We start from the raw sequence: 18,937 nt of genomic DNA on the forward strand, positions 1-18,937 counted from the left end.
GTTCGTGCGGCGCGCGGGAGCACGCCTGCTTCCAGGGTCGCACGCGCACGGGAGGCGGTCGAGGCGTTTCGCTGCGGGCCGACGCCGCTGGGTAGGGTCGGCGCGTGGCTGGGGACGGGACGACGCACGACGAGGGCGAGCACTACTTCACGGCACGACCCGCCTCGCCCGACGAGCGCCGCACGCTCGTGGTGCACCTGGCCGGGCGCGACGTCGAGGTCGAGACGGCGGGCGGTGTGTTCTCCCCCGACCACGTCGACCACGCGACGCGGATCCTGCTCGACCACGTGCCCGAGCCGCCGACCGCGGGAGACCTGCTGGACCTGGGCTGCGGGTGGGGACCGATCACGCTCGACCTCGCGCTGCGCTCGCCCGACGCGCGCGTGTGGGCCGTCGACGTCAACGAGCGCGCGCTCGACCTGGTCCGGCGCAACGCCGAGCGCGCCGGGGCCACGCACGTGCGGGCGGTCGCGCCCGACGACGTCCCGGCGGACGTGCGGTTCACGGCGATCTGGTCCAACCCGCCCATCCGGGTGGGCAAGCCGGCGCTGCACGCGCTGCTCGCGCACTGGCTGCCGCGTCTGGTCCCGGGCGGGGCGGCGCACCTCGTCGTCGGCAAGAACCTGGGCGCGGACTCGCTGCAGCGGTGGCTGGCCGACGAGCTCGCGGGACGCGCGGACGTCGAACGGGTCGCGACCGCCAAGGGCTTCCGGGTGCTGCGCGTGACGGCACGCACGCCGGCGGACGGTGTCGGCGCCCCCGGCTAGTGTGCTGCGGTGCCTCCCGCCGTCGCCGCCGTCCTGACCGGCGAGGAGGCCGCCGCCGCGTGGCGCCGGCTGCGCGCGACGACGTGGGCGCTGTGCGCGCTCGTGTTCCTGGCCGCGTTCGAGAGCCTCGCGGTGACCACGGTCATGCCCACGGTGTCCGAGGCGCTCGACGGCGCCTCGCTGTACGCGCTCGCATTCGCCGCGCCGCTCGCGACCGGCGTGGTCGGGATGGTGGTCGCGGGCGCCTGGGCGGACCGGGCCGGGCCCGCGCGGCCGCTCGCGGCCGCGGCCGGCCTGTTCGTCGCCGGGCTCGTCGTCGCGGGCACCGCGGTCTCCATGGAGCAGCTCGCCGCCGGGCGCCTGCTCCAGGGCCTCGGCGGCGGCTCGTTGACCGTGGTGGCGTACGTCGTCGTCGCGCGGCTGTACCCGGGGTCGCTCCACCCGCGGGTGTTCGCCGGCTTCTCGGCGGCGTGGGTGGTGCCGTCGCTCGTCGGTCCGCCCGTCGCGGGGTTCGTCGCCGAGCACCTGCACTGGCGGTGGGTGTTCCTGGCGGTCGCGGTGCTGGTGCCCGCGGTCGCGGCGGTCGCGCTGCACCGCGTCCGGACCCTGGGTGCGCCCGACGCGCCCGCCCAGGAGGAGGACGCCGTACGGCGCGTCGAGCCGCCGGCGACCGGGCGGCGGATCGCATGGGCGTCACTCGCGGCCGTCGCGGTCCTCGCGCTCGGGCTCGGCGCCGAGGTCGAGGGACGCGCGGCGTTCGTCGTGGCGGCGCTGGGCGTCACGTGCGCGCTCGTGGCGCTGCGTCCCCTGGTCCCGCACGGCACGCTGCACGCGGCGCGCGGCCTGCCCGCGGTCGTGGCCACGCGCGCGCTGCTCGCCGGTGGGTTCTTCGCCGCCGAGGTCTACCTGCCCTACCTCCTGACGCGGCGCTACGGCATCGCCGCGTCGCTCGCGGGCGTCACGCTGACCGCCGCCGCCATCGCGTGGGCCGGCGCGTCGTGGCTGCAGGGGCGGCTGGGCGACCGCCTGCCCCACACGCGCGCGATCCGCATCGGCACCGCGACCGTCGCGCTCGCGATCGCGGCGACCGCTGCGGGGGCCGCGACGCATGCCCCCGTCGTCGTGCTCGTGGTCGCGTGGGCGACGGCGGGGTTCGGGATGGGTCTGACGTACGCGCGTCAGACGGTGCTGGTGCTGCGCTACTCCGCGGCGGGTGCCGAGGGCGCCAACAGCTCGGCGCTGTCGGTCGCCGACTCGCTCGGCGCGGCCCTCGCGCTGTCCGTGACGGGGGTGCTGTTCGGCGCGGCGGCCGACCGCGGCGGCGACGTCCCGTACGCGGTGTGCCTCACGCTCACCGCGGTCCTCGCGCTCGCGGCGGCGCTCGTCGCACCCCGCGTCGCACCGCGTGCCGGCTACGGGCCGGGTGCCGTCGCGGACCCGAGCACGTCCGCGAGCACCGCACGCACCTGAGCCAGCCGGGGCACGCCGGTCATCCGGTGCCGCACCGCACCACGTGCGTCGAGCACCAGCACCGTGGGCGTCGACAGCACGCGCAGGCGCTCGCCCAGCGCCAGGTGGTCGGCGACGTCGAGCACGACGACCCGCACCCCGGGCTGGGTCGAGGCCGCGTGCTCGAGCACGAGGCGCGCGGCCCGGCACGGCTGGCAGAACGCGCTCGCGATCTCGACGAGCGTCGCGCCCTCGCCCAGATCGGCACCCAGCTCCCGGGCGGTGAGCCGCTCCACGGGCGCCACGGTCTCGCTCACGCCGTGAGGAGCGCAGCCACGTCGACGTCCAGCTCGGCCACGAGCACGGCGGGCCCCGCGAGCTCGGCGTGGTCGGCACCGAGGGCACGGACGCGCACGGTGCCGCCGGGGACCTCGACGAACCAGTCGTCGGGCGCGGTCGCGCCCGCCCAGGACCGCACCGCCATCGCGGCGGCCACCGCACCCGTGCCGCACGACCGCGTCTCCCCCACGCCACGCTCGTGCACGCGCATCCGGAGCCGACCCGTGGGCCGGCCGTCGACGACGCTCTCGCCCAGCGGGACCACGATCTCGACGTTGGTGCCGTGCGGGGGCGTCGGCGTGACGCGCGGCGCGCGCGCCAGGTCCGCGAGCGCGAGCTCGGCCTCGTCCCGCAGCGCCAGCACGCTGTGCGGGTTGCCGACGTCCACGGACAGCGCGGGCCGGTCGACCGCGAGACCCGCGACCTCGACCTCGGCGTCGAAGCCCGCCTCCACGGCCGCGGCGCCTCCGGGCAGGTGCCAGCGGCCGATGTCGAACGCGAACCACTGCGCGTCGTCGACCCCGTCGGGCACGGGCTCGCGCCGCACGCGCATGGCGCCGGCGCGCGTCCCGACCACCAGGTCGCCCTCGGCGGGCCACAGCCCGAGCCGGTCCAGGTACAGCGCGAAGACCCGGACGCCGTTGCCGCACATCTCCGCGATCGACCCGTCGGCGTTGCGGTAGTCCATGAACCACTGCGCGGCGGGCTCGTCGACCAGCAGCGGAGCACCCTCGGGCACGTGCTGCGTCGCCACCAACCGGATGACGCCGTCCGCACCGACGCCCGCGCGGCGGTCGGCCAGGGCACGGACCAGGGGCGCACCGAGCTCGAGCGTGCCTGCGCGGTCGTCGACCAGCACGAAGTCGTTCTGCGTCCCGTGACCCTTCGTCACGTGCAGCACACCCGCCGCGGCGGCCGTGCTCGTGATCGAGGACGTGGTCGAGGGGGCCGTCATGAGCCCAGGGTACGGCGCGTGCTCGGTGCGTCCGTGGCGGGTCCGAGGCTGCCAGCATCGGCCTGCGCCACCAGGTCGAGCGCGCGTGGCACCAGCTCGGGGTCCTGCGCGTCGAGCCAGTGCACGCGCGGGTCCCGCCCGAACCAGCCCATCTGCTTGCGCGCGAGGCGTCGCGTCCCCGCGCTGATCGCCGCGCGTGCCTCGTCGGACGAGAACTCACCCGCGAGCAGCGACACGACCTGCGCGTAGCCGACCGCGCGCGCCGCCGTGCGGCCCAGGCCGTGCTCCAGCAGGCGCTCGACCTCCTCGACCAGGCCCTGGTCGAACATGCGCGCGGTGCGGGACTCGATGCGCGCGTCGAGCACCGCACGGTCGCAGTCCAGCCCGATCTGCACGGCCGGGACCTCGTACACGTGCTGCGGCAGCGACGACGAGTAGCGGCGCCCCGTGAGCTCGATGACCTCGAGCGCGCGCACGATGCGGCGTGCGTTGCGCGGGCCGATCGCGGCGGCCGCGACCGGGTCCACGCGGTCCAGCTCGGCGTGCAGCGCGCGGGCGCCCTCCGCCTCGACCCGCTGCTCGAGCCGTTCACGCACCGCGGCGTCCGTGCCGGGGAACTCCATGTGGTCGAGCAGCGCGCGGACGTACAGCCCCGAGCCACCCGCGGCGACGGCACGCGCCCCCCGGCGGTCGATGTCCTCGAGCGCCGCACGCGCGAGGCGCTGGTAGTCCGCGACCGAGGCCTCCTCGCGCGGGTCGAGCACGTCGAGCAGGTGGTGCGGGACGCCGCGGCGTTCGGCGGGCGTGAGCTTGGCGGTCCCGACGTCCATGCCCCGGTACAGCTGCAGCGCATCCGCGTTCACGACCTCGCCGCCCAGCGCGATCGCGAGCTCGAGCGCGAGGTCCGACTTCCCCGTGGCGGTGGGCCCGACCACCGTGACGACGAGGCCGCTCACGTCCGGTCCGCCGCGTCGTGCGTGCGCCAGGTGCCGACGACGTGCTGCGCACCGAGCAGCACGGGTGCGGCGACCTCGGCACGCAGCGGCACGTCTCCGACCGCGCCCACGAGCACCTGCCAGCACGGTCGGCCGGACACGGCGAGCGTCGACGCCGTCCCCGCGTCCAGTGCCGCGACCTCGTCCAGCGACCGTGCCGTCGGCGCGGCGAGCGCGGACGTGAGCATCGCGTCCACGTCGAGGGCCGCCGGGTCGTCCGCGAGCGGAGCGTCGGGTCCGTGGCGGCCCGAACCGGACCCGACCACCACGAGCGCGACGCGTCCGGCACCCGCGACCACGTCTGCCCCGAGCGCGCGCAGGGCCGCGGGGTCCGGCTCGGGCGCGCCGCGCGTGACCTCGAGCGCGTGCACCGGTCCCGGCCACACGGGTGCCAGCAGGTGCAGCGCGACCGACGTGGCCACACCGGGCACGACCGCCGCGTGCGGGTCGACCCCGGAGCCCCCGGGCGCGTCGTCGGGCCCGACGAGGCGCACGGTCGGGAGGACCCCGGCGAGCATCGCATCGGGCACGCCGACCGCTGCGAGGGTCGCGTGCGCCACACCGATCAGCCAGGACGCGCCGCCACCCGTCCCCGCGGGGACACGCCCCGCCGGCCGCGCTGACGTCGTCGACCGGACGGCGTCGGCCGGCGCCACGACGACCACGCGGTCGGCATCCGTGAGCGCGTCACGGACGGCGTCGCGCGCGGCGGCACGCAGCTGCGCGGCCGCGTCGCGCGCACCGGACGCACCGGGCACCACGAGCGCGGTGTCCGGGACGAGCGCGGCTGCGACGAACATGCGGCCGACGCTAGCCGAGGTCGCGCGCGAGCTCGTCGGCCTGGTCACCGCGGCCGAGCTCGCGCAGCAGCGCGATCAGGTCACCCGCCGCGCCCGCGCGCCGCGCACGGTCGCGCGCGATGCCGAACCCCTCGACCGCGGACTCCAGGCTCCACACGGCGTCCTGCGCACGACCCTCCCCGCGCTGCAGCCGCCCTGCGAGCCAGAACGCGTCCGCGGCCTCGGCCGGCAGACCGGCACCCGCGAGCTCCTGCGCCGCGGCCGTGGCCACGTCGATCGCCGCGGCCACCTGACCGACCGTCGCGAGCGTGCGCGCACGCACGTCCTCGAGCCGCGCCGCCTCGGCACGCCGGGCGCGGAGCACGCGTTCGGCGCTCGCCTGCTCGTCGTCGGCGGGCGCGGCCGTCAGGTCGGCCGTGAGCGCGTCGAGCTCGGCGAGCAGCGCCGGCGAGCGCTCGTGCTCGGCCGCGACGGGCGCCCACGCGCGCACCACGTGCGCGCGCACGAGGGGGTCGGCACCCCCCGCGCGCAGCAGCGCGACCGCCTCCTCGTACGCCCAGCCCGCGCTGCGCTCGTCATGCAGCTCCTGCGCGCACCGCGCGGCCTCGGCGTGCGCCATGCCCGCGTCGACGAGCAGACCCGCCTCCCGGGCCGCCGCCGCGAGCTCGAGGTAGGCGGCGGCTGCGTCGGCCAGGTCGCCTGCGCCGCGTGCGCGCTCGGCACGGTCGGCCAGCGCGGGCAGCCCGCCCGCGTCCGGCGCCGTGCCCGGTCGCACCGCCGGCGCAGCGGCCGGTCCGGTGCCGTCGGCCGGCCGCGGGATCACGGCGAGGTCGAGGGGCTCGTCGACCACCCGCAGCGCGAGGGCCGCCGCGAGGCTGCGCGCCGCGCCGTCGGACCCGTCGCGCGCGTCGAACTGCGCGCCCAGCGCCTGCGCCTCACGCAGGACCCAGTCGTCGAGGTCCGCGATCGTCGCGGCGGGCACGCCCGGGACGTCGGCGGGTGCGCCCGGGTCCGCGGTGCGCAGCAGGCGGGTCACGCCTGCGACCTGCTGGAGGAAGCCGAGCCGCTGGAACGGGGTCGGCGCCTCGCGCAGCAGGTGCGCCTCGGCCCGCAGCCGCGCGAGCGCCTCCTGCGGGTGCCCCGCCCGGGCCAGGAACACGACGTGCCGCGCCCGCGCACCCGTCATGCCGCCCGTCGCCGCGTCCAGGGCCGCGAGCGCGCGACGGTGCGTCCGCGCGGCCTGCGCGTGCCGTCCCGCATCGAGGTAGCCGAGCTGCAGCCGCGCGAGCATGTCCGCCGGCTCGGTCGCGCACGTCGGGTCCTGCTCGAGCGCGGCCTCGACGATGCGGATGCCCTCCTCGGTGCGACCCACGTCGAACAGGTACGCGGCCCGGTCCCCCGGCTCGCACGCCTCGCACTGCGAGTAGTCGTCCCGCGGCGTGGTGACCCACGCGTCGTACGCCGCGCCGGTGTCCGGGTGGTCCTGCGCCCACGCCCACAGGAAGTGCTGGTGGCGCACGGCGTTCATGCCGTTGCCCGCGAGCGCGTACCGGCGCTCCATGTCCGCGAGCGTCCGCTCGATCTGGTCGCGCGAGACCGTGGGGTAGTCCATCAGGTCGGCGACCATCCACTTGAACGACCAGAACAGCAGGTGCCAGTCGTCGTCGTCGAGGTGCTCGGGGTGCTCGTCGGCCCACCGCATCCAGCGCGTGAACGGCACGAAGGCCTTCTCGACCTCCTGCCCCCACACGAGCGACTCGACCAGGCCCGCGTACGCGTAGGCGCGCGCCGGGTCGGGGCCCTCGGCCTCGATCCGCGCCACGAGCTGCTCGAACGCGGCCGTGCGCGCGACGCCGTAGGGCAGGTCGCGCAGGCGGCTGATCTCGCGGTTGGTGCTCTCGAGCGAGGGGGTCACCGTGGTCCTCCGGTCTCGTCGGGGTCGGGGACGCCGGACGCGTCCGTGCCGGGCGCGTGCGGATCGCCCGCGGGCGGAACCGCGCCGTCCGCGACCGAGGCCTGCGCGACGCCGGCCCGCAGCAGCACGGCGAGCGCCGAGGTCATCAGCTCGGCGTCCCGCGCACGCAGCGGCTCGCCCGCCAGGAGAGTCGCGGACACGTACAACGAACGGACTCCCGCGTCACGCACGTCACCCGCGGGCGCGTCCACGAGGTCCGCGACCACGGGGTTGGCGCAGTTGAGGACCAGACGGCGGGGCTGGGCGTCCCGTGCGAAGCCGGTGAGCAGCTCGCCCCACAGGTCGTCACCCTCCGCGACCGTGCGTGCGAGGTTGCGCTGGTGGTCGCCCTCGCGGTCCTGCAGCAGCAGCGCCGGCAGCGAGGTCGGCTCGAACTCGCGCAGCTGCAGCTCGCACTCGAGCGGCTCGAGCAGCGCGTTGGCCGCGGTCACGAACCCGGCCAGCTCGATCTCGCGCACGGGTGGGAGCAGGCCGAGCACCTGCGCGACGTCGCTCGTGCTCAGGGGGCGCACACCCCACGACGGGTGACGCGCGGCCAGGCGCTCGAGGATGTCGGAGTCGTAGGCGTAGCCGCCGTTGACCACCACGAGGCCCTCGGCGCGCGCGACGGGCGCGATGCGGCGGTACTCCTCGACCGTGGCCGCGTAGACGATCGAGCCGGTCGCCTGCCGCACCTCCTCGAGCGTGTGCGTGCCGTCCGTCGTCTCGTACGGGAGCACCTGCGCGGTGAGGTCGAGCACGTCGTCGTCGCTCGTCGCGAGCGCACGCAGCGCCAGGTGGTGCGCCTCGACGAACCGGCGCCGCAACCCCGACGACGAGCGCAGCGTCTCGATGGTCCACGTGCGGACCGCGGCGCCGAGCGCGTCCCGGGTGGCCAGCAGGACCTCGTCCTCGTACAAGGCCTCGCGCGAGGCCGTGGGCCGCAGCGCGCTCGCATCCAGCACGCACCGGGCGAAGAACGCCCAGTCCGGCAGCACGGTGGGTACGCGCGTGCCCAGCAGCATGCGCTTGAGGTACACGCGGTGCACCGCGGCCGAGGCCGGCGCGCTGCTCGGCAGGATGAACGCGACACCGTCGACCCCCGCGACCGGGACGTCCAGGTCGAGGTGCGCGAGCGGTCGGAAGCCGAACGTGCGCTCGCAGTAGTCCGCGAGCTCGGCATCGCGCTGCTCACCCGTGCGGCCCGTGCGCCACGGGAGCGCGGGTGCGCTCGTCCTGCGCCACACGCGCTCGGCGCCCTCCGGCGCCCCGTCGTCCGGTCCGCCCACGGCGACCAGCGGGACCTGCACCGCGACGTCGACCGGCAGGAGGCCGCCGAACTCCTCGGCGAGCGCGACCACCGTCGTGGGCTCGAGCCAGTGCTCGGCGTCCCGCCGCGGGAGCAGCCGGACCGTCGACCCGACGTCCTGCCGCGCCGCGTCGGCGCCCGTCAGCTCCTCCAGCGTGTAGCTGCCGTCGTCGTAGCCGCACCAGCGCACCACGGGCGCGTCCGGGTGCACCGCCGAGCGCGAGACCAGCTCGATGCGTTCGGCGACCATGAACGCCGAGAGCAGCCCGATGCCGAACTGCCCGAGGAACTCGTCCCGGCCGACGCCCAGGTCCAGGTCCCGCTTCGAGGACCGGCCGATCGTGGCGAGCAGCTCGCGCGCCTCGTCGGGCGTGAGCCCCACCCCGGTGTCCGTGACCTCGAGCCCGCCGCCGTCGAACGGTCGCAGCCGCACCCGTGCGGGTGCCGCCGGATCGACCGCGCGGCGCGCGGTGATCGCGTCCACGCCGTTCTGCAGCAGCTCACGCAGGTAGACGCGCGGACCCGAGTACAGGTGCCGGGCCAGCAGGTCGACGACGCCGCGGAGGTCGACCTGGAAGTTCGTCGCGTCCGGGCCGTTCACTCCTGCTCTCGCCGCGCCGCGTCCATCGCCCGGAACTGCTCGACCGCCTCGGGGAACCGCTCGTCGAGCAGACCGAAGAACGACAGCGCGGTCGAGACGCCGCACGCGAGGTGCTGGTCGAGCTGCTCGTCCGTCAGACCGGGCTCGTAGTCCACGGTGTGCTCGGCGTACACGCCCAGGTCGCCGTCCTCGACGCGCACGTACGTCTTGGGGAACAGCTTGTTGATGTTCCACTCGTTGGCGAGCTCGAGCACCGCCGTGTAGTGCGCGGCCGAGAGCGGGCGCGACCAGCGGCCGCGCACCTGCAGGTGCTCCTGCTCGCTGCCGATCCGCAGGAAGTAGAACAGGTGGTCGTCCCAGATGCCCCCGATGTCGCCGTCGCCGTCGACCCCGTAGTTGTAGCCGCGCGCGTCGAGGACCGCCTTGATCCGCGCGTCGCTGAGCGGTGCGAGCCCGCTCGGCTCGGCCGGCAGGGCGTCGGGCTTGTTGAAGAACCCCATCAGGTCACCGTCTTCCTCGTCGTCGTGCACCGCCATGACCGGCCGGGCGCCGCAGCGACCTTAGCCGTCCTCGCTCGCAGCCGGGTGTCTCGCCCCGGTCTCGGCGGAAGCGTCCCAGTTCCTGGACGCCGCCCGGGGCATGTGTCAGCGGGCGCGGGTAGGGTCCACCTCATGGCAGGGCTTCCCGAACCGCACCGGCCCTGGTGGCGCCGGGCGGGTCGTCGCGCCACCTCGTCGTCGCCCGCCCCGCAGCGGCCCGAGCCGTCCGACGACGAGCTGCAGGACAGCGTGGCGCGCCTGCTGGCGCGTGAGCTGGGCGCGGTCGAGGTCGCGGGCGACAACCCGACGCCGCTGTCACCCGCGCGCATCGCGGCGTGGATGGCGCAGAACGACTTCAGCTACTTCATCGACAACGACGGCGACCTGGGCGGCCTGTGGCGCGGCCGCCTGTTCTACTTCTTCCTGTTCGGCGAGCAGTCCGAGATCCTGCAGGTGCGCGGGCAGTGGCACCGCGAGATCGCGATCGAGCGCCTCGAGGAGGTGCTCGACGTGTGCAACGAGTGGAACGCCGACCGCATCTGGCCCAAGGCGTACGTGCGGGTGCGGGACAACGGCCGCGTGCACGTCGTCTCGGAGGTCGCGACCGACCTGGAGCACGGCGCGACCGACGAGCAGCTCTCGCAGCTGCTGTTCTGCGGCCTGTCCACCGGCAGCATGTTCTTCGACGCGCTCGACGAGCTGTACCCCGACCCGGCCGGGACGGCGCCGTGAACGGCCCCGGGTGGCTGCTGCGGGCGCTGGGCGGACTGCCCACGCCCGCCAAGCGCGCGCCCTCGGACGATCAGGTGCCGCGTCCCGTCACACGTGACCGCGTGGGCGACTACCTCCTGGCGCGGGGCTACCGGTTCGTGGTGGACGACGACGGCGACCTCACGGGGACCTGGGACGGCAGCCGCTTCTGGTTCCTGCTGCTGGGCGAGAACGCCGAGATCATCCAGATCCGGGGCCGCTGGCACCGCCAGCTGCCGCTCGAGCAGCGCGCCGCGGTCTCGCTCGCGCTCAACGACTGGAACCGCGAGCGCATCTGGCCCAAGGCGTACCTCCGCGAGGAGGAGGGCATGCTCGCGCTGTACAGCGAGGTCTCCGCGGACCTCGAGCCGGGGGCCACGGACAACCAGCTCGAGCAGATCCTCGCGTGCGGGCTCGGCACGGGTGTGCAGCTGTTCGCCGCGCTGGAGTCGACGCTGCCCGCCGGGGGCGGCCCCCCGCCGGACGTCCCGGACAACTGACGGGCCACGGCGTGGGGCGTCCGGACGCCCCACGCCGTGATCCTGCACCATCAGGGTGCGGTGACCGTCCCCGTGAGCGGGATGCTGCCCGGCTCGAACGGCTCGGTGACCACCTGGAGCGCGACCGCGCGCGTGCCGCTGAACGACACGTCACGACGCACCGGGATCTCGAGCAGCGCGCTCGTCGCGTACGGCGGGATCGTCACCATGAGCTCGAGGCCCGCCTCCGACAGCGTCGCCTCGGGCCGACCTACGACGCCCACCGACGTCAGCCACCCCGTGGGCAGGTCGCCGAGCGTCAGCTCGCCCCCACCTGGCGCGGTCGCGCGCACCTGCAGGTAGATCTCCTGCGCCGAGGGTTCGGTGAGCCGCAAACGCCAGCTGAGGTTCTCACCGGGCACCGCGGCAGCGGCGGCGTCGTCGACCGACAGCTCCGGACGCGGCGTGCGCGAGAGCGTGCGCACGGCACCCGCGTACGAGTCGACGACCGCGTTGCGCTCGGCCCGGACCGCGAGCTGGTAGCCGAGGAACGGGCTGTCGGGGTCGGCGTACCCGTCGTCGCCCGAGAAGCGGATCGGGATCCGCACGGAGTCCTGCCCGGGCCGGATCACCACCTCGCGGACCTCGGGCAGCGCGCTGCGGCCGGACTGGTCGATCACGACGACCTGCACCCGCGACGACTCGGTGCGCGTCCCGGCGACGGGGATCACCACGTAGCCGGTCTGCGTGCCGTCCGTGGTCGCGCGGAGCACGGTCGACTCGGGGACGTCCAGACGCGCGACCGTCCGGACGCTCGCGGTCGACGTCGCGAGGCCGCTCGACGCGGCGCTCGCGTCGAGCAGGTACACCGTCCCGCGTGGGCTCAGCGCGCGGAGCGTCACCGAGGCGATCGCGCTCCGGTCGAGCCCTGCCGGGAACGGGACGCGGACGTTCTGCGCCCACAGGTGGCCCGCCATGGTCAGCGGCAGGACGCCCGCCTGCCGCACCGGGGCCGAGGCCAGACGCCGCCCCGCGTCGTCCCGGAACACGACCTCGACGCGCGGCGTGCCCTGCTGCGGCGGTGCGATCAGCCGCAGGTCCAGGTAGCGCCGCGACGTCAGGTCGGCGTCCGCGACGCCGATCCGCGCCGTGGCCCCCGCCGACGTCCAGCGCAGCCGGTAGAGCTGCACGTCCTCCGACAGCCACGACTGCGCCTGCGGCGACCAGTGGGGTGAGCCGTGGTCCCGTCCGCACCGGTTCGCGGCCGTGCCACCCGTGCCGAGGCACAGCGTCGAGGTCATGTCCCCCGACGCGGTGACCTTGCCGACCTCGCCCGGCACGACGAGCGCCGTGCGGCGCCCCCCGACCGCGTGCGAGAGCACGACCGCCGGACCCGCGGACGCGGCGCGGACGGGCGTGCCGTCCAGCAGCGGGAGCGCGGACGTGCTCGTCGTGAGGTAGGTCCGGGCGGCGGCGGCGACGTACGTGGCGCCCACCGACCGCTGCTGGGCCGCGGTGAGGCGCTGCGGCGCGGACGTGCCGCACACCTTGTCGCTCGGCTCGTACCAGTCGTCCCACGCCGGTGCGGCCGCGACACCCGGGGTCCACTCGGAGTTGAAGTAGTTGTGGTTCGCGCCCATCACCAGGACCGCCGACCGCGTCGCGCGGTCGCCCGCCGTCGCGCGGGAGGCCTGGTCCACGTACATCTGGCCCTGCAGGTCGGAGACGTCGCCGTCGCAGTAAGGCAGCAGGGTGGTCGTCGGCACGCCCACCGCGACCTGCTGGCCGAAGTCGGTCGGTGCGACGAGCACCTGGCCCACGATGCGGAACCGGTCGGACGCCTGCGCCTGGATCGCGGCGCGCTGCACGCCCTCACCACCGCGCGAGTGGCCGACGGTCATGACCTTGCGCAGCGCCAGCCGGTCCTTGAGCGTGGTGCGCTTCGCGGGGCCCGCGCCGGTCCCGGCGTCCCAGTCCGCGAGGACGTCCAGGTGCGCACGCACGAGCTTCGCACGGGCGTCGGCGCCCGCGTCGAGCAGGTCGCCGTCCTGACCGTTGATGCCGTTCGCGGCCACCGAGACCGTGACGTAGCCCTGGCTCGCGAGCAGCTTCTGCGTCTGCGTGTACCCGCGGTGGCTCGGGATGGGGCGCAGTGCCGGCGGGCACGGCCAGTCGATCGACAGCTCCTCGCCGCCGGGCGCGTAGCACGTGGTGTGCCGCCCGTGCAGGAAGAGCACCACGGGTCGGCGGCCGGTGGCGCCGACGGGCGCGACGACCTGCCCCACCATCTCGACCTTGGCCGGCAGCCCGTCGAGCCGGATGGACGGCAGCCGGTAGGACCACGTGGTGGTGGCGTACGTGCCCGCGCGGCCCGGGTCCTGCGGCAGGAGCGCCGTGACCGGTGGCACCCGCGGGCTGGTCGCGGCGGGGGCCTCAGCCCCCGTGCCCGGTCCGGCCAGGACGCGCCCGCCGAGCGTCACCTGGACGTCGGCACGCGCGACGTCGGTGCGGCCCGGGACCCGGAGCACGTACGCCGCGCCGACGCTCGTCGGGACACCCAGCAGGCCGTCCTGCGTGCGGAACTCGACGCGCGCGTCCCCGTACGCCCGCAGGTCGCGCGGCGACCAGCTGATCGTGCTGCCCTCGTCGTCCGTGGCGACGCGGACGTCGCCCGGTGACGTGACAGCGGCCGCGACGTCGCCCGTGCCGCTCGTCGACGTCCCCGCGGGGTCGTCCTGCGCGGAGGCGGGCCATGCGGCCCCCCACGCGAGCCCGCCCGCGAGCACCGCGACGAGCGCGGTCCGTCCTGTCCATGCACGCATGCGTGCTCCCCTGTTCGCACGGCCGCGACGGCGCGGCTCCCGGTCACGACCAGACGCCGCGACGCGTTCGACCCTAGCGGCCCGCTCCGGCACCGCGGGCGGGTTTCCCCGCTGGTCAGCGTGTCGCGAGGACCGGGATGCCGAGGCTCACGGGACCCGCGGGCGCGGTGCCGCAGCCGTCGCCGTGCGCATGCGCGTCGTCGCCCGCCTGCCGTGCCTGCCATGCCTGCGACGCGCGTGTGCTGCGCACCTCGAACGTCCCGCCGAGCGCACCCGAGTCCGCGACCAGGTGGTGCGGTGCGGCCTGCGTGACCTCGACCGTCACCATGTCCCCCGGTCGCGGCGGCTGGGCCCAGCCGTCCGGCAGCGCGAGGTGCACGAGCCGGTTGTCGGGCGCACGCCCGGACAGCCGGCGCGTCTCGGCGTCCTTGCGGCCGTCCCCGTGCGAGACGAGCACCTCGATGCGACGGCCGACCTGCGCCTGGTTCTCCTCGAGCGAGATGCGCTCCTGGAGGGCGACGAGCCGCTCGTACCGCTCCTGGACCACGGCCTTGGGCAGCTGGCCGGGCAGGTCGGCGGCGGGCGTGCCCGGGCGCGGCGAGTACTGGAACGTGAACGCGGACGCGAACCGCGACGCCTCGACCACCTCGAGCGTCGCGGCGAAGTCCTCCTCGGTCTCGCCCGGGAAGCCGACGATGATGTCCGACGTGATCGCGGCGTGCGGGATCGCGTCCCGGACGCGGTCCAGGATCCCGAGGAACCGCTCGGCGCGGTAGGACCGGCGCATCGCGCGCAGCACCCGGTCAGAACCGGACTGCAACGGCATGTGCAGCTGCGGCATCACGGTCGGCGTCGCGGCCATCGCGGCGATCACGTCGTCGGTGAACGCCGCGGGGTGCGGCGACGTGAACCGCACGCGCTCGAGCCCGTCGACCGCACCGACCGCACGCAGCAGCTTGGCGAACGCGCCCCGGTCACCGAAGCCGACGCCGTAGGAGTTGACGTTCTGTCCCAGCAGCGTCACCTCGATCGCACCCGTCGCGACGAGGGCCTCGACCTCGGCGAGCACCTCGCCCGGCCGCCGGTCGCGCTCCTTGCCGCGCAGGTGCGGCACGATGCAGAACGTGCACGTGTTGTTGCAGCCCACGCTGATGGACACCCAGCCCGCGTAGGCGGACTCACGCCGGGTCGGCAGCGTCGAGGGGAAGACCTTGAGCGACTCCTCGATCTCGACCTGGGCCGCCGCGTTGTGGCGTGCGCGCTCGAGCAGCGCGGGCAGCACGTCGAGGTTGTGCGTCCCGAACACCACGTCGACCCACGGCGCCCGCTCGACGATGCCCGAGCGGTCCTTCTGGGCCAGGCACCCGCCCACCGCGATCTGCATGCCGCCGGGCCTGCTCCGCTTGGTGCCCGCGAGCCTGCCCAGGTTGCCGTACAGCTTGTCCGCGGCGTTCTCGCGCACCGCGCACGTGTTGATCACGATGACGTCGGCGTCCTCGGCCGCGGCCTGCTCGGGGCTCGCCGCGACGTAGCCGGCCGCCTCGAGCATGCCGGCCATGTGCTCCGAGTCGTGCACGTTCATCTGGCACCCGAGCGTCTTGACGAGGTACGTCCGTCGGGGCGTCTGCGGGGTCGACGCGGTCGTGCTGGCGTCGGTCAGGGTCGTGGACATCACCGTCCAGGGTAGGCCCGGCCCGGGTGTGCGACGTCACCCGCCGCGGGGCTCTCGCCCGCCCCGGAGCCGGTCCGCCTCGGCCGCCTCGCACCGCAGTGGATGCGAGGTCGGACATTTCACCCTACGTTCGTCGGATGGTGGACGCGGCGACGGCACGGCACCCCGGGGGCCCGGCGGAGCAGACGAGGACGGGCACGCCCCTCGTCGAGCTCAGGGGCGTCGACAAGCACTTCGGCGACCTGCACGTCCTGCGGTCGATCGACCTGACGGTGGACCGCGGCGAGGTCGTCGTCATCATCGGCCCGTCCGGCAGCGGCAAGTCGACGCTCTGCCGCACGATCAACCGCCTCGAGACGTTCGACCACGGCACGATCCGCATCGACGGCCGGGAGCTGCCCGACGAGGGGCGCGAGCTCGCGCGGCTGCGCGCCGAGGTCGGCATGGTGTTCCAGTCGTTCAACCTGTTCGCGCACAAGACCGTGCTGGAGAACGTCACGCTCGGACCCGTCAAGGCCAAGGGCGTCAAGAAGGCCGTGGCCCGCGCCCGTGCGGTCGAGCTGCTCGAGCGCGTCGGCGTCGCGAACCAGGCGGACAAGCTGCCCGCACAGCTGTCCGGAGGTCAGCAGCAGCGCGTGGCGATCGCGCGTGCACTGGCCATGGACCCCAAGGTCATGCTGTTCGACGAGCCGACGTCCGCGCTCGACCCGGAGATGATCAACGAGGTCCTCGACGTCATGGTCGGCCTCGCACGCGACGGCATGACGATGCTCGTGGTCACGCACGAGATGGGCTTCGCGCGCCGCGCGGCCAACCGCGTCGTCTTCATGGACGCGGGCGAGATCGTCGAGGAGGCCGATCCCGAGACCTTCTTCACCGCGCCGACGAGCGCGCGCGCCCGCGACTTCCTGTCCAAGATCCTCACCCACTGACCCGACCCGGCCCGACCCGACCGCTCCCGCACGACACCCGCGACACCCGACACGAAGGGACTGCTCATGCGCACGAGACACCGGACCAGGACGCTCACCGCACTGACGCTCGCCGGAGCGCTCGCGCTCGCCGCGTGCTCGTCGGACTCCCCCGACGACGACGACGCGACCGGAGGCACCGGCGGCGACACCATCCGGATCGGCATCAAGTTCGACCAGCCCGGCCTCGGGTTCAAGGACGGCGACACCTACACCGGCTTCGACGTCGCGGTCGCGACGTACGTCGCGGACAAGCTCGGGTTCAGCGAGGACCAGATCGAGTTCGTCGAGTCCCCGTCCGCGCAGCGCGAGACCATGCTGCAGAACGGCCAGGTCGACATGATCTTCGCGACCTACTCGATCACCGACGAGCGCAAGGAGGTCGTGTCCTTCGCGGGGCCGTACTTCGTCGCCGGTCAGGACCTGCTGGTCGCGGCGGACGACAGCTCGATCAGCGGCCCCGAGGACCTCGAGGGCAAGAACCTGTGCTCCGTCACCGGCTCGACCTCGGCGCAGCGCATCAAGGACGAGTACGCCGCCGGGACCCAGCTCCTCGAGCAGCCGGGCTACAGCGAGTGCGTGACCGCGCTCACGGCCGGCACGGTGGACGCCGTGACGACCGACGACATCATCCTCGCCGGGCTCGCGTCGATCGCCGCGAACGAGGGCAAGGTCAAGGTCGTCGGCAACCCGTTCTCCGAGGAGAACTACGGCGTCGGCCTGCCCAAGGACTCCGACCGGTGCCAGGCCGTGACCGACGCGATCTCCGCGATGATCGAGGACGGGTCCTGGCAGAGCGCGCTCGACGAGAACGTGGGCGCCTCCGGGTACGTGCCCTCCGACGCGAACCCGCCGACGCCCGCGGCCTGCGGCTGACGCCTCCCCCGTGGTGCGCGCGCCGCCGCGCGCGCACCACGGGGCTGCTGCACCCAGCACCCGCGCCGGGCGGGACCCGACCCCGCGCGTCCCCACCAGACGGAAGGAGAGCCCGTGGACGACCTGACGTCGCTGTTCCGTGAGTTCGACGTGCTCGGCGCGTTCTGGGTGAACCTGCAGCTGACGTTCTGGGCGGCGATCTTCGCGCTGGTCATCGGGACGGTGCTCGCGCTCATGCGCATCTCCCCCGTGCCGAGCCTGCGGTTCGCGGGCACCACCTACGTCACGTTGCTCCGCAACACCCCGCTGACCGTCATCATCGTCTTCTGCGTGCTCGGGCTGTGGGGGCAGCTCGGCATCACGCTGTCCGGCGACTTCCAGCAGAACTTCTTCTGGCTCGCCGTGCTCGGCCTGACGGTCTACCACGCGGCGTTCGTGTGCGAGGCGCTGCGCTCGGGCGTCAACACCGTCCCGGTGGGTCAGGCCGAGGCCGCTCGCGCGATCGGGCTGGGGTTCGCGGCGAGCGCGCGGCTGGTCATCCTGCCCCAGGCGTTCCGGGGGGCCGTCGCCCCGCTCGGCAACGTGCTCATCGCGCTCACCAAGAACTCGACCGTCGCGGCCGCCGGGTCGGTCGTCGAGACGTCCAGCCTCATGCGCACCATGATCGAGGCCCGGGGCGACGTGACCGTCCTCGTGTTCCTCGTGTTCGCCGTCGGGTTCGTCCTGATCGTGGTGCCGATCGGGCTCGTGACCACCGCCCTGTCCCGGCGCTGGGCGGTGGCCCGGTGAGCGGCTCGGTGCTGTTCGACTCCCCCGGTCCGCGCGCCCGTCGGCGGATGGTCTGGATCAACGTCGTCGCGACGCTCGTCGTCGCCGGGATCGGCGCCTATGCGCTCGTCCTCCTGGACCGCAAGGGACAGCTCGCGGGCGCGTTGTGGCAGCCGCTGCTGACCGCGAACGCGTGGGAGAACTTCCTGCTCCCCGGGCTGCGGCAGACCCTCGTCGCGGCAGGGCTGTCGATCGTCACCGCCGGTGCCTTCGGCCTGGTGTTCGGGCTCGGCCGGCTGTCGGCGTCGCGTGCGGTGCGCTGGGTCAGCGGCGGGGTCGTGGAGTTCTTCCGCGCCGTGCCCGTGCTCCTCATGATGGTCTTCTTCTACCTGTTCCTTCCGCAGCTGGACGTCGTCGACCCCGTGGACCTCCCGCTCGTCGCGGTCGTGCTCGGGCTCACGCTGTACAACGGCGCGGTGTTCGCCGAGCTGGTGCGGTCGGGCGTGCACAACCTGCCCAAGGGTCAGCGGGAGGCGGCGCTGGCCACGGGCCTGACGCGTGGGCAGTCGTTGCGCCTGGTCGAGGTCCCGCAGGCGGTGATCGCGATGCTCCCCGCGATCGCGAGCCAGCTCGTGGTCATCCTCAAGGACACCGCGCTGGGCGCGATCATCACGTATCCCGAGCTGCTCGCCGCGGCCCGCCGCTTCGGGTCCGGCAACGGCAACATCCTGCAGTCGCTGGTCGTCGCGGCCGTCGTGTTCATCGTCATCAACTGGCTGCTCACCCGGCTCGCGGAGGTTCTCGCGGGGCGGGTCGGGCGCCGGACCGCGGGCCGCGCGCGCGCCGAGGCACCGAGCCTGGCGGCCACGGGCCGCGACGCGTCCTGACCGC

17 protein-coding genes are annotated in these 18,937 nt (G+C 74.8%); 8 read left to right on the forward strand and 9 right to left on the reverse strand.

Features of this window, described 5'->3' with window-relative positions; genetic code table 11:
• Positions 1-104: 104 nt before the first annotated feature.
• Both CELGI_RS10220 and CELGI_RS10225 read left to right on the forward strand, forming a co-directional pair.
• Positions 105-767 carry a class I SAM-dependent methyltransferase gene (locus tag CELGI_RS10220; RefSeq protein WP_013884045.1) on the forward strand — a complete coding sequence of 221 codons (663 nt, stop codon included), beginning with the start codon at positions 105-107 and terminating at the stop codon, positions 765-767.
• A 9-nt stretch (positions 768-776) separates the two neighbouring features.
• The gene (locus CELGI_RS10225; protein ID WP_013884046.1) at positions 777-2,237 is read left to right on the forward strand and encodes an MFS transporter; all 1,461 of its coding nucleotides are present in this window, start codon (positions 777-779) and stop codon (positions 2,235-2,237) included.
• On the opposite strand, the gene CELGI_RS10230 is transcribed toward CELGI_RS10225, so the two are convergent.
• The 7 genes from CELGI_RS10230 to CELGI_RS10260 are packed head-to-tail and all read right to left on the reverse strand — an operon-like array spanning position 2,180 to position 9,669.
• Positions 2,180-2,533, reverse strand: coding sequence for a thioredoxin family protein (locus tag CELGI_RS10230; protein ID WP_245528086.1), 354 nt, complete (start codon positions 2,531-2,533; stop codon positions 2,180-2,182). The genes CELGI_RS10225 and CELGI_RS10230 overlap by 58 nt on opposite strands.
• Positions 2,530-3,510: a diaminopimelate epimerase gene (dapF, locus tag CELGI_RS10235; RefSeq protein WP_013884048.1), complete on the reverse strand. Its 981-nt coding sequence runs from the start codon at positions 3,508-3,510 to the stop codon at positions 2,530-2,532. Before dapF ends, CELGI_RS10230 begins: the two co-directional genes overlap by 4 nt.
• The gene (miaA, locus tag CELGI_RS10240; protein WP_013884049.1) at positions 3,507-4,466 is read right to left on the reverse strand and encodes a tRNA (adenosine(37)-N6)-dimethylallyltransferase MiaA; all 960 of its coding nucleotides are present in this window, start codon (positions 4,464-4,466) and stop codon (positions 3,507-3,509) included. The genes dapF and miaA overlap by 4 nt, the downstream gene beginning before the upstream one ends.
• Positions 4,463-5,305 carry a class III extradiol ring-cleavage dioxygenase family protein gene (locus tag CELGI_RS16525; RefSeq protein ID WP_013884050.1) on the reverse strand — a complete coding sequence of 281 codons (843 nt, stop codon included), beginning with the start codon at positions 5,303-5,305 and terminating at the stop codon, positions 4,463-4,465. The genes miaA and CELGI_RS16525 overlap by 4 nt, the downstream gene beginning before the upstream one ends.
• Before the next feature lie 10 nt (positions 5,306-5,315).
• On the reverse strand, positions 5,316-7,220 hold the full coding sequence (locus tag CELGI_RS10250) for a hypothetical protein (RefSeq protein ID WP_013884051.1): 1,905 nt from the start codon (positions 7,218-7,220) through the stop codon (positions 5,316-5,318).
• The gene (locus CELGI_RS10255) at positions 7,217-9,169 is read right to left on the reverse strand and encodes an HSP90 family protein (RefSeq protein ID WP_013884052.1); all 1,953 of its coding nucleotides are present in this window, start codon (positions 9,167-9,169) and stop codon (positions 7,217-7,219) included. Before CELGI_RS10255 ends, CELGI_RS10250 begins: the two co-directional genes overlap by 4 nt.
• Complete coding sequence (locus CELGI_RS10260) at positions 9,166-9,669, reverse strand: YbjN domain-containing protein (protein WP_041574639.1); 504 nt, start codon at positions 9,667-9,669, stop codon at positions 9,166-9,168. Before CELGI_RS10260 ends, CELGI_RS10255 begins: the two co-directional genes overlap by 4 nt.
• A 171-nt stretch (positions 9,670-9,840) precedes the next feature.
• Between CELGI_RS10260 and CELGI_RS10265 the strand changes: the two genes are divergently transcribed.
• Together CELGI_RS10265 and CELGI_RS10270 are read left to right on the forward strand one after the other, a co-directional pair.
• Positions 9,841-10,440: a type III secretion system chaperone family protein gene (locus CELGI_RS10265; RefSeq protein WP_013884054.1), complete on the forward strand. Its 600-nt coding sequence runs from the start codon at positions 9,841-9,843 to the stop codon at positions 10,438-10,440.
• Positions 10,437-10,958 carry a type III secretion system chaperone family protein gene (locus tag CELGI_RS10270; RefSeq protein WP_013884055.1) on the forward strand — a complete coding sequence of 174 codons (522 nt, stop codon included), beginning with the start codon at positions 10,437-10,439 and terminating at the stop codon, positions 10,956-10,958. The genes CELGI_RS10265 and CELGI_RS10270 overlap by 4 nt, the downstream gene beginning before the upstream one ends.
• 50 nt (positions 10,959-11,008) lie before the next feature.
• On the opposite strand, the gene CELGI_RS10275 is transcribed toward CELGI_RS10270, so the two are convergent.
• Together CELGI_RS10275 and miaB are read right to left on the reverse strand one after the other, a co-directional pair.
• A complete protein-coding gene (locus CELGI_RS10275; RefSeq protein WP_013884056.1) occupies positions 11,009-13,759 on the reverse strand; it encodes an alpha/beta hydrolase in 2,751 nt (916 codons plus the stop codon).
• Positions 13,760-13,874: 115 nt separating this feature from the next.
• Positions 13,875-15,431: a tRNA (N6-isopentenyl adenosine(37)-C2)-methylthiotransferase MiaB gene (gene miaB / locus CELGI_RS10280; RefSeq protein ID WP_013884057.1), complete on the reverse strand. Its 1,557-nt coding sequence runs from the start codon at positions 15,429-15,431 to the stop codon at positions 13,875-13,877.
• Between the two features lie 137 nt (positions 15,432-15,568).
• Between miaB and CELGI_RS10285 the strand changes: the two genes are divergently transcribed.
• The 4 genes from CELGI_RS10285 (at position 15,569) to CELGI_RS10300 (ending at position 18,933) form a co-directional block, all read left to right on the forward strand.
• Complete coding sequence (locus CELGI_RS10285) at positions 15,569-16,363, forward strand: amino acid ABC transporter ATP-binding protein (RefSeq protein ID WP_013884058.1); 795 nt, start codon at positions 15,569-15,571, stop codon at positions 16,361-16,363.
• A 66-nt stretch (positions 16,364-16,429) separates the two neighbouring features.
• Entirely contained in the window at positions 16,430-17,278 is an 849-nt protein-coding gene (locus CELGI_RS10290) for a glutamate ABC transporter substrate-binding protein (protein ID WP_013884059.1), read from the forward strand.
• Positions 17,279-17,392: 114 nt separating this feature from the next.
• Complete coding sequence (locus CELGI_RS10295; RefSeq protein ID WP_013884060.1) at positions 17,393-18,067, forward strand: amino acid ABC transporter permease; 675 nt, start codon at positions 17,393-17,395, stop codon at positions 18,065-18,067.
• Positions 18,064-18,933, forward strand: coding sequence for an amino acid ABC transporter permease (locus CELGI_RS10300; RefSeq protein WP_013884061.1), 870 nt, complete (start codon positions 18,064-18,066; stop codon positions 18,931-18,933). Before CELGI_RS10295 ends, CELGI_RS10300 begins: the two co-directional genes overlap by 4 nt.
• Positions 18,934-18,937: the final 4 nt, after the last annotated feature.

The sequence above is a fragment of the Cellulomonas gilvus ATCC 13127 genome (assembly GCF_000218545.1).
GTDB lineage: Bacteria > Actinomycetota > Actinomycetes > Actinomycetales > Cellulomonadaceae > Cellulomonas > Cellulomonas gilvus.

What these genes read in the sequence shown, in the direction of transcription:
- dapF (WP_013884048.1), bottom strand. Translation starts at nt 3,510, where the DNA reads ATGACGGCCCCCTCGACCACGTCCTCGATCACGAGCACGGCCGCCGCG.
- CELGI_RS16525 (WP_013884050.1), bottom strand. Translation starts at nt 5,305, where the DNA reads ATGTTCGTCGCAGCCGCGCTCGTCCCGGACACCGCGCTCGTGGTGCCC.
- CELGI_RS10260 (WP_041574639.1), bottom strand. Translation starts at nt 9,669, where the DNA reads ATGGGGTTCTTCAACAAGCCCGACGCCCTGCCGGCCGAGCCGAGCGGG.
- CELGI_RS10265 (WP_013884054.1), top strand. Translation starts at nt 9,841, where the DNA reads ATGGCAGGGCTTCCCGAACCGCACCGGCCCTGGTGGCGCCGGGCGGGT.
- CELGI_RS10275 (WP_013884056.1), bottom strand. Translation starts at nt 13,759, where the DNA reads ATGCGTGCATGGACAGGACGGACCGCGCTCGTCGCGGTGCTCGCGGGC.
- miaB (WP_013884057.1), bottom strand. Translation starts at nt 15,431, where the DNA reads ATGTCCACGACCCTGACCGACGCCAGCACGACCGCGTCGACCCCGCAG.
- CELGI_RS10285 (WP_013884058.1), top strand. Translation starts at nt 15,569, where the DNA reads ATGGTGGACGCGGCGACGGCACGGCACCCCGGGGGCCCGGCGGAGCAG.
- CELGI_RS10290 (WP_013884059.1), top strand. Translation starts at nt 16,430, where the DNA reads ATGCGCACGAGACACCGGACCAGGACGCTCACCGCACTGACGCTCGCC.